13 protein-coding genes are annotated in these 13,379 nt (G+C 70.4%); 2 read left to right on the top strand and 11 right to left on the bottom strand.

Annotation, left to right across the window (positions count from 1 at the left end; genetic code table 11):
• Positions 1-34 precede the first annotated feature (34 nt).
• Entirely contained in the window at positions 35-757 is a 723-nt protein-coding gene (locus tag FK530_RS11800) for a hypothetical protein (protein ID WP_146487210.1), read from the top strand.
• On the opposite strand, the gene FK530_RS11795 is transcribed toward FK530_RS11800, so the two are convergent.
• The 11 genes from FK530_RS11795 to FK530_RS11745 form a co-directional block, all read right to left on the bottom strand.
• Positions 750-1,109 carry a hypothetical protein gene (locus FK530_RS11795; RefSeq protein WP_146487209.1) on the bottom strand — a complete coding sequence of 120 codons (360 nt, stop codon included), beginning with the start codon at positions 1,107-1,109 and terminating at the stop codon, positions 750-752. The two genes, FK530_RS11800 and FK530_RS11795, sit on opposite strands and share 8 nt — an antisense overlap.
• Before the next feature lie 603 nt (positions 1,110-1,712).
• A complete protein-coding gene (locus FK530_RS11790; protein WP_146487208.1) occupies positions 1,713-3,293 on the bottom strand; it encodes a serine/threonine-protein kinase in 1,581 nt (526 codons plus the stop codon).
• A gap of 9 nt (positions 3,294-3,302) precedes the next feature.
• On the bottom strand, positions 3,303-4,331 hold the full coding sequence (locus FK530_RS11785; protein ID WP_146487299.1) for an NUDIX hydrolase: 1,029 nt from the start codon (positions 4,329-4,331) through the stop codon (positions 3,303-3,305).
• A gap of 14 nt (positions 4,332-4,345) precedes the next feature.
• Positions 4,346-5,470: a glycosyltransferase family 4 protein gene (locus tag FK530_RS11780; RefSeq protein WP_146487207.1), complete on the bottom strand. Its 1,125-nt coding sequence runs from the start codon at positions 5,468-5,470 to the stop codon at positions 4,346-4,348.
• Between the two features lie 3 nt (positions 5,471-5,473).
• Positions 5,474-6,388, bottom strand: a complete 915-nt coding sequence (locus tag FK530_RS11775) for a phosphatidylinositol mannoside acyltransferase (RefSeq protein WP_146487298.1) — start codon at positions 6,386-6,388, stop codon at positions 5,474-5,476.
• Positions 6,388-7,047, bottom strand: a complete 660-nt coding sequence (pgsA, locus tag FK530_RS11770; RefSeq protein ID WP_146487206.1) for a phosphatidylinositol phosphate synthase — start codon at positions 7,045-7,047, stop codon at positions 6,388-6,390. The genes FK530_RS11775 and pgsA overlap by 1 nt, the downstream gene beginning before the upstream one ends.
• A 2-nt stretch (positions 7,048-7,049) precedes the next feature.
• Complete coding sequence (locus FK530_RS11765) at positions 7,050-7,610, bottom strand: HIT family protein (protein ID WP_146487205.1); 561 nt, start codon at positions 7,608-7,610, stop codon at positions 7,050-7,052.
• Positions 7,611-7,645: 35 nt separating this feature from the next.
• Complete coding sequence (gene thrS, locus FK530_RS11760) at positions 7,646-9,646, bottom strand: threonine--tRNA ligase (protein ID WP_231706610.1); 2,001 nt, start codon at positions 9,644-9,646, stop codon at positions 7,646-7,648.
• Positions 9,647-9,796: 150 nt separating this feature from the next.
• Positions 9,797-10,309, bottom strand: a complete 513-nt coding sequence (locus tag FK530_RS11755) for a (2Fe-2S)-binding protein (RefSeq protein ID WP_158645082.1) — start codon at positions 10,307-10,309, stop codon at positions 9,797-9,799.
• Positions 10,306-10,728: a TIGR02611 family protein gene (locus tag FK530_RS11750; protein WP_146487202.1), complete on the bottom strand. Its 423-nt coding sequence runs from the start codon at positions 10,726-10,728 to the stop codon at positions 10,306-10,308. The genes FK530_RS11755 and FK530_RS11750 overlap by 4 nt, the downstream gene beginning before the upstream one ends.
• 18 nt (positions 10,729-10,746) lie before the next feature.
• A complete protein-coding gene (locus FK530_RS11745) occupies positions 10,747-11,466 on the bottom strand; it encodes a hypothetical protein (RefSeq protein ID WP_146487201.1) in 720 nt (239 codons plus the stop codon).
• A 443-nt stretch (positions 11,467-11,909) separates the two neighbouring features.
• Here FK530_RS11745 and FK530_RS11740 point away from each other — a divergent pair, with 443 nt between their 5' ends.
• A complete protein-coding gene (locus tag FK530_RS11740) occupies positions 11,910-13,322 on the top strand; it encodes a hypothetical protein (RefSeq protein WP_146487200.1) in 1,413 nt (470 codons plus the stop codon).
• The last annotated feature ends 57 nt before the right edge of the window (positions 13,323-13,379 follow it).

Below are 13,379 nucleotides of genomic sequence, written 5' to 3'. Positions count from 1 at the left end.
CGACCGCACGTGCGCTGCGACATACACTGACTGCATGGGCATCGCCGTTGCCGTGCATCCCTTTGTTCCCGCGGCCGAGCTCGCGGTCGGCTCTGGATTCAACGGCCGGTTGGTCCAGCAATTCGTCGCCCGGTGGTCCCTCACCCCCGTCCCCGACTCCCCCGGCGAATACCTCACCGCCAGCGACATCACCGACGGAATGCTGCCCCGTATCACCGCCGGCACTGACTGCCTGGCGATCAGTCGCCCCGTCGGCGACGAGATCGACATGGCGTTCGACTGGATGTTCACCGTCGGCGGCACCTTCATCGACTACTCCGGCTCCACCCTTATCTCAACCGATCTCCGCTGGCTGGAGGTCGACCTCGACCAGACGAGCTCCTTGATCGTCTTCGTCGTGGACGACGTCGCCCAGGCACGGAGAGCGTGGGATGCGTCGCGAACTCCTTCGGGCGTCTGGGATGTCCGCGACGGCTTCGACGTGGTTCCCGTCGTCGTCCGCAGGCCGTTGGTCGACTATTCACCGGAGGTCCGCTGGAACGGCTGGTTGGTGATGCTCCACGACGACGAGATCGAGGTTCAGGTGGTCCCGGACCACAGGATCTGGGGCAAACCGCCCCGCGACGTCGAGCCGGGCATCACCTACTGGGCCGAGAACTGGGCCATCCGAGACGCGGGCGGGGTGCTCACTGCGGCACACCGCGACGGGCGGATCGTGACCGTCGAGGCGGACGCGAACGGCCCCGTCATCACTTGACACTGACGCGCGAGCACGCCCGGCGGAGGGCGTCCCTCAGCTTGGTCCGGAGGCGGTCCGGCTCCGCGCAGTCCATCCATCCCCAGTGCGTGGGCCACAGACCGCGGTCGATGAGGAGGGTGTCGCGCTCGAGTCGGGCGTCGGCGTCGAAGCCCTTCTTCCGCTTCCCCGCACCGTCGAACTCGCCGACCACGACCTCCCCGAACAGGAAGTCCACCCGGACCTCGAGCGCACCGGCGCGATTGAAGAACTCCCGCTGCAGGTCCGGGCGGGGAATCTCCGGCCAGGCGAGCACGAGGGCACGACTTCGTGACTCGCCGACGGACTCCGACCTCCCGTCCGCCTCCGGCATCGCCGACCGAAGCAGGGCGATACCGCGCCGCCGACCGAGCCGATCAGTCGCCGCATGCAGCTCGTCGAGGGCAAGCCCATCCGCAGCGCAGCGTCCAGGGCACAGACCGCCTGCTCGAAGGTGCCTGCCAGCGCCACATCGAGTGCGGTCCGGGCCACCGGCGTCACCGCGAGACCGTCGACGACCGTGGTGTCCTTCCCGTCGAGCCGACGAATGTGCACGCGACGTCGCCCGTCCCTGCCTCCTCCTCGCCGACCATCGCGGGTGAATTCGACGGTGCGCCAATCGAAAGTCAGAACCTCCATGCCGTGGACCGCTGCGGCCGCGGCATGACTGAGGACCAGGCCGGCGGCGGAGCGTTCCGCCGCGGACCTCGCCGGTCGACCCCGTCGCCAGCATCTCGAGCCTGTGCTTGCGTGGAGCCGAATCTCCATCGGACACCGACGCATCCCTGCCTCGGCGCCCCCACGCCGATCTGTCCATCGACCCCGACGGGCGCTCCGCGCGGGCGGATTCGGCGACGCCGGGTCTCCCGCGAGGGTTGTTCGCCGGAGCGGTGGTCGCACCCCGATGATCGGTGGAAAGTTCCCGCGGGAGCGCGCGTCAGCGGGTCCATAGGGAGCGGGCGGGCTCCGACGAGACGGCGCGGCCGTCGCCGCGGGTGATCACCAGGCCGCTGGAGCTCACGGTGTAGACCGTGTCGTCCTTGTCCTTGCCCTTGGCGTCGCGGTTGATCGCGCGGAAGCCGCCGGCGCCGTTGCGGGTCGCGGCGAGAGTGATGCCGCTGTTGTCCCCTGAGATCTGCGCGCCGCGGTAGGTGAACTCACCTGCTGAACCACAGATCACTACGCGCGAGCCACCGCCGTTCGCCTTCGACGTGAGCAGCGCCAGCTGCAGCGTCTCGCCGCCCGCGCAGCGCGCGGGGCTGCCGACGAAGCCGTAGGCGTCCGTGCCCGGGACCGTCGGCGCCGAGGCGGTTTCCGAGGCGCCCGTCGGCGCCGCCGACGTGGCTTGCGTCGAGGTGCTCGACGGAGCGGGGGTACCCGTCGGATCGGCCGACACGGCATCCCCGCCCCGACCGAAGGCCAGGTAGCCGACCGCCAGCAGTGCGATCACCAGCACCGCCACCAGGCCCGCCAGGGCCCATACGCGGCCGTTGCGCGCCGGCGCGGCTCCGGCGCCCGCGCCGTCGACGGCCGTCGATGGCGGCACGTGTGTCCCCGCGAGGCGCTGAGCCGGCAGCGGCTGCGCGGCGTGCGTGTACGCCGGCAGCGGAGTGGGCGGCGGGGTCGGTCGGATCACGGTGGGCGAGGCCGGCCCGCTCGCCATCGGCGCCGAACCCGGCCCCGGCGCGGTCAGCGCGGCCCGGAACGCCCGGGCGAACGCGGCGTTGTCGGGGAACCGGTCGCGCGGCTGCTTGGCCAACGCCCGCTCGAAGACGGGGGCGAGCCCGGGCGGGATGCCCGCCGCCCGCGCCGCCGGGTCCGGCACGGGAGCCTGTAGGTGCGCCATCAACACGGAGCTCGGCGAGCCGGGTCCGTACGGCGGTGCCCCGGTGAGCAGCTCGAACGCGGCGCATGCGAGGGAGTACTCGTCGGCACGGTTGTCCAGCGGATTGCCCTCGATCACCTCGGGTGCCAGGTAGGCCATGGTCCCGACGGCGACACCCGTGGCGGTGAGCGAACTCGCCTCGTCGCTGGCCTTGGCGATGCCGAAGTCCACCAGCTTCGCGGCGACGGGCCGCCCCGGGCGGACGGCGGCAAGCAGGATGTTGCCGGGTTTGACGTCGCGGTGCGTGAGCCGGCGTTCGCTCCACGCCCAGTCCAACGCGCTCCCGACCTGATCGATCACGTCGGCGACCATCGCGGGCGGCAGCGGGCCACGGGTACGCAGGTACTGCGCGGCGTCCTCCCCCTCGACGTACTCCATCGCGAGCCAGAGGCGACCCTCGTACTCGCCACGGTCGTGGATCGTGACGATGTTGGGGTGCCGCAGCCCGGCCAGGATGTCGGCCTCGCGCAGGAAGCGTGCGGCGAAGCTCGGATCGTCGCCCAGTTGCGGCCCGAGCAGCTTCAGCGCGTCCTGCCGCGGCAGCCGCGGGTGGTCGACGAGGAAGACCTCACCCATGCCGCCGGCACCGAGGCGGCGCACCACCCGGTATCCGGAGATCTCCTTCGGTTGCATCGCGCCTCCTCACTCGATCGCGACCGGCTCGCCCGGCACCTCCCCGGACGCGCACGCGTTCTTCACGTCGGGGATCAGGTCGGCGAGCGCCGCGGGATAGACGGGGTCCTCCAGCACGCGGATCTCGTCGGGGGTGCACCAGCGCATCTCGTCGAGGGTCCGGCGCTCGAGGTCCGTCCACCCCGCCGGTGCCGGGTCGAACCGTTCGCACTCGACGGCGAAGAAGTACTCGACGGAGTCGATGATCTCGCCGTCGAAGGAGAAGACCGCCTCGCGGCGGAACAGGGGCCCGACGAAGGCGGACGGTGCGAGCGCCCGCCCGGTCTCCTCCTCCAGTTCGCGAGCGGCGGCGGCGCGCAGGTCCTCGCCCCGCTCGACTCCCCCGCCGACGGTGAACCACCAGTGACCGGCAGGTCGCGTGCCTTCCGGGACGGGCTCGTGGCCGCGCACGACGAGCACGGCACCGTCGGGGTCGACGACGATGACCCGGGCGGAGACGCGCCGCTCGTCGTTCGCGGCGAGGAGCGCCGCGGGCAGGATCCCGCCCCGGTCGACGATGTCGAAGTACTGGGGCATCGGCGCGGTGCCGCCCAGATGCAACCAGCGCACGAACCGGCGGCCGCGCAACGCGCGGGTGTCGCGGACCGCGTCGTTGTGGAACCGGCGGGCCATGGTCACCCGGGTGTCGGCGTCGGCGATCTCCGCGACCAGCGACCGCGGCAGGACCTCGATGTCGATGGCGCCGATCGCCGCGGAGAGCCGGTTCTCCATGGGCATCCGGTCCTCGGGAGCGGCGTTCTCGGCGCGGTCGGCCGCGGCGCGAAGCATCGGCCCCTGGTCCGCGGGGATGGACGCGGCGACCGCGCGGGCGACGGCGGACCGTCGGGTGAGAGCGGCCTCGAGCGCGGCGAGCGAGAGGTCGACTCGCACGTGCAGGCGGTCCAGGCGGTGCGCGGTCTGGTACGCCAGGGCCGCGACGATCAGCACGGCCATCGTGATGATGCCGATGACGAGCACGGTGGTGGCGGTCAGATTCAGCACGGCTGCCCCCTTCAGTCGTCGATCGAGACGACCACGCCGGGAACGGCGACGGTCTCGTACACGCGGATGACCTGCTCGGCCACGACGGACCAGTCGAAGCGCCACACCACCTCGGAGGCGTGGGTCACCAGCTCGGCGCGGCGGAAGTCGTCGTCGAGCAGTTCGACGATCGTGCGGCCGAGGGCGGCGCCGTCGCCGACCGGGAACAGGCGGCCGGCCTCCCCGCCGTCCAGGACGCGCTCGAAGGCGTTGAGGTCGCTCGCGACGACGGCCGTCCCCGCGGCCATCGCCTCGACGAGGACGATGCCGAAGCTCTCGCCCCCGAGGTTCGGTGCGACGTAGACGTCGGCGGAGCGGAGCGCGGCGGCCTTCTCCTCGTCGGTCACGGCGCCCATGAGACGCAGGTGCTTCGCGTACGGACCGGCGTCACGCAGCAGCTTCTCCTCGTCGCCCCGGCCGATCACCAGCACCTCGATATCGGGCTGGGCCGCGACGATGGCGGGCAGCGCTTCCAGGAAGACGGCCATGCCCTTGCGCGACTCGTCGTAGCGACCGAGGAAGAGCACCGTCTTCCCGGGGCGCGGATAGCCCGGGAGGGGATCACCGTCGGCGAAGGCGCGCACGTCGACACCGTTGGGGATCTCGATGGCGTCCGAGCCGAGCGACTCCATCTGCCAGCGCCGGGCGAGCTCGGAGACCGCGATCTTGCCGCGGATCTTCTCGTGCGACGGGCGCAGCACGCTCTGGAAGACCGAGAGCACCAGCGACTTCTCGGTCGACGTGTGGAAGGTCGCCACGATCGGGCCGTCCGCGATGGCCAGCGCCAGCATGCCGAGGCTGGGCGCATTCGGTTCGTGCACGTGCAGCACGTCGAACTCACCCTTGCGGATCCATTTGCGCAGACGGGCGAAGGCCTTGGGACCGAAGGAGAGCCGCGAGACCGAGCCGTTGTACGGGATGGCGACGGCCTTGCCCGAGGAGACGGCGAAGTCCGGCAGCGGTGTCTCCTTCGACGACGGCGTCAGCACGGAGACCTCGTGGCCCCGCTCGATGAGGACCCGCGCCAGGTCCACGACGTGCGCCTGCACCCCGCCCGCGACGTCGAACGAGTACGGGCAGATCATCCCGATCCGCATGGCTCAGGCTCCCCCGGCTCCGTCGCCCAGGATCCGCTCGCGGCGCGCCTGCGACCAGTCCGCCTCCCACAGCGGCTGGAGCATGTGCCAGTCGGCGGGGTGCTCCGCGATGTTGCGCTCGAAGGCGTGCGCGAGCTTCTGCGTGGCACTGTCGATACCGCCCGAGACGTCGACGGGCGCCTCGGCCTTGAACCCCCAGGCGTCGCCCTCGAACCAGCAGTGCACGGGCAGCAGCGGAGCCCCGGTGTCGATCGCGAGTTTCGCCGGGCCGGCGGGCATCCGGGTGCGCTCGCCGAAGAACGTGACGGGCACGCCGTGTCGCGCGAGGTCGCGCTCGCCGAGCAGGCAGATCGGCCGACCCTCGTGCAGCCGCTGCGCCAGGGCCTGCATCGGCGGCTGCTCCCCGCCGGAGAGGGGGAAGATCTCGAACCCGAGTGATTCGCGGTACTCGACGAACCGTCGGAACAGCGATTCGGGTTTGAGCCGCTCGGCGACGGTGGCGAAGCGCCCGTACTTCTGCGCGAGCCACACGCCGGCCATGTCCCAGTTGCCGCTGTGCGGCAGGGCCAGCACGGCGCCGGTGCCCGCGGCCATCGCCTCGTGCAGGCTGGGCACGTCGACGTACTGATCGAGGCGTGCGCCCAGTTCGACGAGGTCCATCGACGGCAACCGGAAGGATTCGCGCCAGTACCGCGCGTAGGACCGCGAGGACTCCTCGATGAGGCTCTGCGGCACGGCATCCGGCGTGGTGCCGAGGACCCGCGCGAGGTTCTTCCGCAGCTGCGTGTTCTCGCCGCGCGCACCGAGGCGACCGCCCAGATCGTCGATGAGGAACTTGGCGGCGAACTCCGGCATCCGCTTCGTCACGGCCCAACCGGTGCGGTAGGCGAGATCGGCCACCTCTTCGCGCGGATCGATCACGCCTGGTCCTCCTCGTGCTGCGCGGCCGCCTGCGGCAGCGGCAGCAGATCGGTCGCACCCGGCGAGCGGCGGACCGTCAGGGCGCGCTGCACGACGGTGACGATCGACGTCGCCGCGAGCAGCCACATCGCGACGTGGACGGCCCACCAGACGCCGAGTCCGGTGAAGCCGGCACCGACGAGAACGATGATGAGACGCTCCGGACGCTCGATCCAGCCGCCGTCACCCTTGAGGCCCGACGCTTCGGCACGGGCCTTGGCGTAGCTGATGACCTGGGAGGTGACCAGGCAGATCAGGGTCGCGACGAGCAGGTTGTAGCGGTTGTCCTCGGTGAACACGGCCCACCAGGCCAGGCCCGCGAAGACGGCACCGTCGGCGACGCGGTCGCAGGTGGCGTCGAGCCACGCCCCGAACCGGGTGCCGCCGCCGCGGACGCGGGCCATGGCACCGTCGAGCATGTCGAACATGACGAAGAACCAGATGACCATGGTTCCCCAGAACAGCTCGTCCGCGGGGAAGAGCCACAGCGCCGCGGTCACCGAGCACACGGTCCCGAAGAGCGTGACCGCGTCCGGAGTCAGGCCGGTCCTGATCAGCACCTTCGCGATCGGGTGGGTGACCTTGGAGACCGCCTCACGACTGAAGATCGCCGACACTCCTAGACCTCCTCCCAGGCCTTCGCCATCAGCGCCCGGGTCTGTCCGAGGAGCTGCGGCATCACCTTAGTGCCCGAGAGCACCGTGATGTAGTTCGCATCGCCCGGCCACCGCGGCACGATGTGCTGGTGCAGGTGCTCGGCGATCGAGCCGCCACCCGACCGGCCCAGGTTGAAGCCCACGTTGAACGCCGCCGGCCGCGAGATCCTTTTGATCACGCGGATGGTCTTCTGCGTGAGCTTGATGAGCTCGAAGGCCTCGTCATCGGTGAGGTCCTCCAGCTCGGCCACCTGTCGATACGGCACCACCATGCAGTGGCCCGGGTTGTACGGGAAGAGGTTGAGCACCACGTAGCAGTGCTCGCCGCGGGCCACGATCAGACCGTCCTCATCTGCCAGCTTGGGGATCTCGAGGAAGGCCGTGCTGCCCTCGGGCACCGGAGGGGAATCGACGAGGTACCGCATCCGGTACGGCGTCCACAGCCGCTCGATGGTCTCGTCACCGTCGCCGACCCCGAAGTCGGTGTGCGCTCCCCGCGCGTCGCCGTCCGTGGCGTCCGTCATCGATTCCCTCTCCCCGTCTCGTCCGTCGGCTCCGGTCAGGCGGTCCCGACGGTGCTCTCCGCGGGGCCCAGCAGCTCGGCCGTCGGGGACTCGTTGCGGCGCGCATGCACCCAGTCGACGATGCGCGCGACGGCGTCGTCGACCGGCACCTCGTTGACCTGCGTGCCGTCGCGGAACCGGAAGCTCACCGCGCCCGCCTCCTGGTCACGCTCGCCCGCGAGGAGCATGAACGGCACCTTCTGCGTGGTGTGGTTGCGGATCTTCTTCTGCATGCGGTCGTCGCTGTGGTCGACCTCGGCCCGGATCCCGTGCTTCTTGAGAGCACGGATCACGGTCTCCAGGTGGTCGCCGAACTGATCGGCGACGGGGATGCCGACCACCTGCTGCGGCGCCAGCCACGCGGGGAAAGCCCCGGCGTAGTGCTCGGTGAGCACGCCGAAGAAGCGCTCGATCGAGCCGAACTTCGCAGAGTGGATCATCACCGGCTGCTGCTTGGTGCCATCAGCGGCGGTGTACTCGAGGTTGAAGCCGGCGGGCTGGTTGAAGTCGTACTGGATCGTCGACATCTGCCAGGTGCGGCCGATCGCATCCTTCGCCTGCACGGACACCTTCGGGCCGTAGAAGGCGGCGCCACCCGGATCCGGCACCAGCTGCAGACCGGACTCGACGCACACCTCTTCGAGGATGGCGGTCGCTTCGGCCCACTGGGCGTCCGACCCGATGAACTTGTCGGAGTCACCGCGGGTGGACAGCTCGAGGTAGAAGTCGTTGAGCCCGAAGTCCCGCAGCAGCCCGAGAATGAAGTCGAGGAGATGCTTGATCTCGCCCTTCGCCTGCTCAGGCGTCACGTAGCTGTGCGAGTCGTCCTGCGCGAATCCGCGCACTCGGGTCAGCCCCTGGATGACGCCGGACTTCTCGTAGCGATAGACATGGCCGAACTCGAACAGGCGCAGCGGCAGCTCCCGGTACGACCGACCGCGGGACCGGTAGATCAGGTTGTGCATCGGGCAGTTCATCGCCTTGAGGTAGTAGTCCTGCCCCTGCTTGGTGATCTCACCCTCGGCGTTGCGCTCCTCGTCGACGTGGAGCGGCGGGAACATCGTGTCCGCGTAGTACGGCAGGTGCCCCGAGGTGTGGAAGAGGTTCTCCTTCGAGATGTGCGGAGTGCCGACGTACTCGAAGCCGTGCTCGATGTGCTTGCCGCGGACGTAGTCCTCCATCTCGCGCTTGATGATGCCGCCCTTGGGGTGGAACACGGGCAGGCCGGAGCCCAGCTCGTCGGGGAAGCTGAACAGGTCCAGTTCGGCGCCGAGCTTGCGGTGATCGCGCTTCTCGGCCTCGGCGAGAAGCTCGAGGTACTCGTCCATAGCCTCGGACGACTCCCACGCGGTGCCGTAGACGCGCTGCAGGTCGGCGTTGTTCTGGTCGCCGCGCCAGTAGGCGGCGGAGCTGCGGGTCAGCTTGACCGCGGGGATGTACTTCGTGGTGGGCACGTGCGGGCCGCGGCACAGATCGCCCCAGATCCGCTCACCGGTGCGGGGATTGAGGTTGTCGTAGGCGGTGAGCTCGGCTCCGCCGACCTCCATGACCTCGCTGTCCTCGGCCGCACCCTTGTCGTCGATCAGCTCGAGCTTGTAGGGCTCGTTCGCCAGTTCGGCGCGGGCCTCGTCCTTGCTGTCGTAGACGCGGCGACTGAACCGCTGCCCGGCCTTGATGATCTGCTTCATCTTCTTCTCGAGGGTCTTCAGATCCTCGGGAGTGAAGGGCTCGGCGACGTCGAAGTCGTAGTAGAAGCCGTCCTTGATCGGCGGGCCGATGCCCAGCTTGGTGCCGGGGAAGCCGTCCTGCACCGCCTGCGCGAGGACGTGGGCCGCCGAGTGGCGGATCACGCTGCGCCCGTCCTCCGTGTTCGCCGCGACGGCCTCGACCTCGGTGTCGGTCTCGGGAACCCAGCTCAGGTCCTTGAGGGTGCCGTCGGTGGTCTTGACGACGACGACGGCCTCGGGTCCCTTGTTGGGCAGGTCCAGCTCGCGCATGGCGGCCCCGGCCGCGATTCCCGCCGGGACGACGAAGGTGGTGCTCACAGTGCTCCTAGTCATGTAGCGGGCGGCATACCTGGCCGCACGCGGTTGTCAGTGCGTTCGATCCTATCGGGCAACGCCCGCGGGACGCGCCCGAGGCGAGGCTCAGGCGAGCCGGGCGCGTCGCTCGCCCGGGGTCTGCCGAGGGCAGCTCAGGCACTTCGGCATGCCCGGGCACAGGTAGAGCAGGCAGCAGGAGCCCCGTCGGACGACGGTGCCGCGCCCGGGGACCTCCTCGAACCGGGCGGACGGGGCCTCGGCGCCGCACGCGCGCAGCAGTTCGTCGGTGACGCCCCGGGGGTCCGCAGCGCCCAGCGCCGCGGAGGCGATCGAGTCGGTCGCGATGGCCCAGAGGGATCTCGGCGAGGCGCCGGACTCCGCGGCGAGCACCGGGATCAGGCGATGGCAGGCGCGGGCCAGGTGGGCCCCGGGGTCGCCCGACGGTGCCGCCTCCCCGACCTCCGGCCAGCCGCCGTTGCCGGGCCGGATCGTCGCCGACGCCGCGTCCCGTCCGGCGACCGCGAGTCGCGCGAGCGCGCCCGACAGTGCGTACCAGTAGAGGACACCGGCGACGCGATCGTCGGGCGCGGAGACCGCTCGGCGAAGGTCCTCGATCACCCGAACAGCGGGCTGGCAAGCCAGGGCCAGTCGATGCCGAACCAGCCGCCGATCATCGCCGCCGCGCCGAGCAGCCAGACGGTGGCCAGCACGATGAGGCAGGTGCCGAGCCCGAAGGCGGCCTTGACGACGATGCTCTGGCGGGAGAGCCAGTCGGCGAACCGGTCGTAGCGTGCGCGCGCGAATCGCAGAAGGCGGTGGGCCCACTCGAATTCGGTAGCGAGAATGCCGAGACCGGCGAAGACGATGAGCCACCCGGGGCCCGGGTACGGGATCGCGATGATGCCGGCGATGAGCACGATGCCACCGATGACACCGACGCACACCCGCCACGCGAGCGTGCCGTGCCGCGTCGCCTTGATCCGTGCGCGCCACGCGCGCGGCCCCGTGAGCGGAGACTCCCTGTGCTGGTCATGCATGGTCCCACGGTACCGGCGTCAGCCGGCGATCTCCTCGAGCAACGGCAGCGCGACGGCATCGGCGACCGTCGGCGCGGCCGCCTGCAACTCCGCGTCGAGGATCTGGACCGCAGCCGCGAACGCGCGAGCGAGCGCCTTCACATCGCGGGATCCGCTCTCCGTGGCACGGATCCGCTCCCGGTCCGCGGGCTCGAGGTGTCCGGCCGGGGCTCCGACGCGGGCCCCCGCCAGCGCGACGAGGGCGCGGCGCAGGGCGTCCAGGGCGATCGCCGCGGAGGGCCCGTCGCCGCGAACTAGCGCCGCGCGCGTCCTCAGTGCAGCGAGCCAGGCGGGCCCGACCAGGTCCGATGGTCCGTGAGACCCCCAGCCGCGATGCGACACGCCGACCGGGCCGAACACCTGCTGGAAGGGCTCACCGGCTCGCGGATGGAACCCGGCCACGGGGACGATCACGACGCATGCCGTGAGGAGGCCGGGGAGGAGGTAGACGGTGCCCGACTCCTCGACCGTGTGGTGGATCGTCCCGAAGTCGCGATACATCTGTTCGCTCCAGCGGTACCGCACCTCGTCGATGTCGAGATCCGGTGCGGCGGCGAACATCAGGTCGATCCCGGACAAGGGGTCGAGCGTCCCCACGGCAGCAGCGCCGAGCACGGCTCCCGCCGTCACTCCCTCGGTCGCCTCGCCGGCCCGGATGAGGCGGTTTCCGATGTCCTGTCGTTCCATCACGGTGAACATGATGTTCACGATAACGCGCATAAGCGAAGCCCTCCGGGCGCAGTCCTCGAAGCGCGCACATCCACGTGTGCAAACCCGCTATTTAGCACGCCTATACGCATGATTCTCCGCGCTTGCGATCGCCATTCCCGACGAATCGAATCGGTTGGGAATACACCGATTGAGCGCTGTCGTTCGATCGCAAAGGATGGAACGGGTTCTGTTAGAACTCTTTGTATTTCGCTACTGCGCAGTAGCTCGAATCACTGCGAACGAATAGATTCAAAACCTATTGGGAAACAGTGGAAATACTGATAACTTCAGAACTCCCAGGAGATCCACAGGCGCCGCTTCAGGCACTCGAACCGAGCGCAGACGCCTCGACATTCTGCTGGGTCAACATCCATTTTCAACCCGGCGCTCTCGTCCGAGCCCGCCGTACCTTCATGAACCGGAGGTCCTCCATGTCCCCTACCTCTCCCAAGCATGCGCGGAAGTCGGTGCGCCGCACCGCCGTTGCCGCCACCGCGGTCGCGGCGGCCGCTACCCTGACCGTCGCGACACCGGCCACCGCGAACGCCGCACCGACCGGTAATCCGCAGGTCGACGCGATCCTCGCTGCTGCTCCCCTCCTCCCCGGCGGAATCCCCCTCGCGGCGATCCCGATCATCGCGCCGCAGATCAACCAGGGCGTCGCCGCCTGGAATCAGATCCCCGTCCTCAGCGGGCTGATTCCGGTGAGCAACACCTCGGGTGCCATCCTCTCGACCGCGCAGGTCCCCGGCGCGCCGGCCGGATGGCTCGGCCTCGGCCAGCAGGACACCTTCACCGTCGGCGCCCCGCTCGGCCTGGGCGGCCTCTCCAGCACGACCTACGGCCTCGTCGGCCTCGGGCCGGGCCTCGGGGTCGGCAGTGTCGGCGGCAACATCACGTCGGTGAGCGGCCCGCTGGGAAGCGGCCTCAGCCTGAACACGTCACTGAGCGCGATCACCTCGGGCGGCCTCACCACGTGGACGCCGTCGATCGGTCTGGGCGCCACCGCTCCCCTGGGCCTGGGCAGCGCGACCGCCGCGATCGTGCCGGTCAAGGTGACATACGGCGCCAACACGTTCATCGTGGGCCTCCCCGCCATCAACCTCGGCCTCACCACCCCGCTCGGCGGCGGCAACCTCGTCCTGAACCTCGGCAGCATCGGGTTCCAGAACGGCCAGCTCGTCCTGGTCACGCCCAGCATCTCGGGCGCGGTCACGACCCCGCTCGGGGGCGGCTCGGTCGGCGTGACACCGGGGACGATCACCGTGGGCACCGGCGGGCTCACCGTCGATGCGCCGGATCTGACCGCCAACGTCAACGTGCTCAACACGGTCAACGCGGGGCTGAACGTCAACGGCGGCGGTGGCAGCATCACGCCGACGGGTGTCTCGGTCACCGGGCCGTCCGGGACCGGAACCGTATCCACGCCGGTCGGCGGCGGCACCGTCACGGCGAGCACCGGCAGCGCGTCCGCGGGCTCGAGCGGGGTGTCCGTGACCGGTCCGGCCGCCAGCGGCTCGGTCACCACTCCGGTCGCCAGCGGCGGCGGCGCGGTGTCCACGGGTTCGGCGACGGTCGCGACGAACGGCGACACCACGGTGACCGGCCCGAAGGCCCAGGCCGAAGTCACCACCCCGGCCGGCAGCGCGAGCGGCCACGTGGAGACCGGCAGCGCGTCGGTCAGCCCGAGCACCGGCTCGGCGTCGGTGACGGGCCCGTCGGGCGGCGCCGAGGTGAGCACGCCGGCCACCGGCAGCCACGGCGTCGAGGCCGATACCGGCTCGGCGACGGCGAGCTCCAGCGGCGTGAGTGTCACCGACACCCCCTCGGTGGACGTGCACTGACACCGGCTGGACGATCCGCACGGCGGCCGGGGCGTTCACGCCCCGGCCGCCGTCGGC

This window comes from Tsukamurella conjunctivitidis, assembly GCF_007858475.1.
GTDB lineage: Bacteria > Actinomycetota > Actinomycetes > Mycobacteriales > Mycobacteriaceae > Tsukamurella > Tsukamurella conjunctivitidis.
The sequence above is the reverse complement of the archived record's forward strand: the minus strand, read 5'-3'. Positions and strand labels throughout refer to the sequence as shown.

What these genes read in the sequence shown, in the direction of transcription:
- FK530_RS11800 (WP_146487210.1), top strand. Translation starts at nt 35, where the DNA reads ATGGGCATCGCCGTTGCCGTGCATCCCTTTGTTCCCGCGGCCGAGCTC.
- FK530_RS11795 (WP_146487209.1), bottom strand. Translation starts at nt 1,109, where the DNA reads ATGCCGGAGGCGGACGGGAGGTCGGAGTCCGTCGGCGAGTCACGAAGT.
- FK530_RS11790 (WP_146487208.1), bottom strand. Translation starts at nt 3,293, where the DNA reads ATGCAACCGAAGGAGATCTCCGGATACCGGGTGGTGCGCCGCCTCGGT.
- FK530_RS11780 (WP_146487207.1), bottom strand. Translation starts at nt 5,470, where the DNA reads ATGCGGATCGGGATGATCTGCCCGTACTCGTTCGACGTCGCGGGCGGG.
- FK530_RS11765 (WP_146487205.1), bottom strand. Translation starts at nt 7,610, where the DNA reads ATGACGGACGCCACGGACGGCGACGCGCGGGGAGCGCACACCGACTTC.
- thrS (WP_231706610.1), bottom strand. Translation starts at nt 9,646, where the DNA reads ATGCGCGAGCTGGACCTGCCCAACAAGGGACCCGAGGCCGTCGTCGTC.
- FK530_RS11750 (WP_146487202.1), bottom strand. Translation starts at nt 10,728, where the DNA reads ATGCATGACCAGCACAGGGAGTCTCCGCTCACGGGGCCGCGCGCGTGG.
- FK530_RS11745 (WP_146487201.1), bottom strand. Translation starts at nt 11,466, where the DNA reads ATGTTCACCGTGATGGAACGACAGGACATCGGAAACCGCCTCATCCGG.
- FK530_RS11740 (WP_146487200.1), top strand. Translation starts at nt 11,910, where the DNA reads ATGTCCCCTACCTCTCCCAAGCATGCGCGGAAGTCGGTGCGCCGCACC.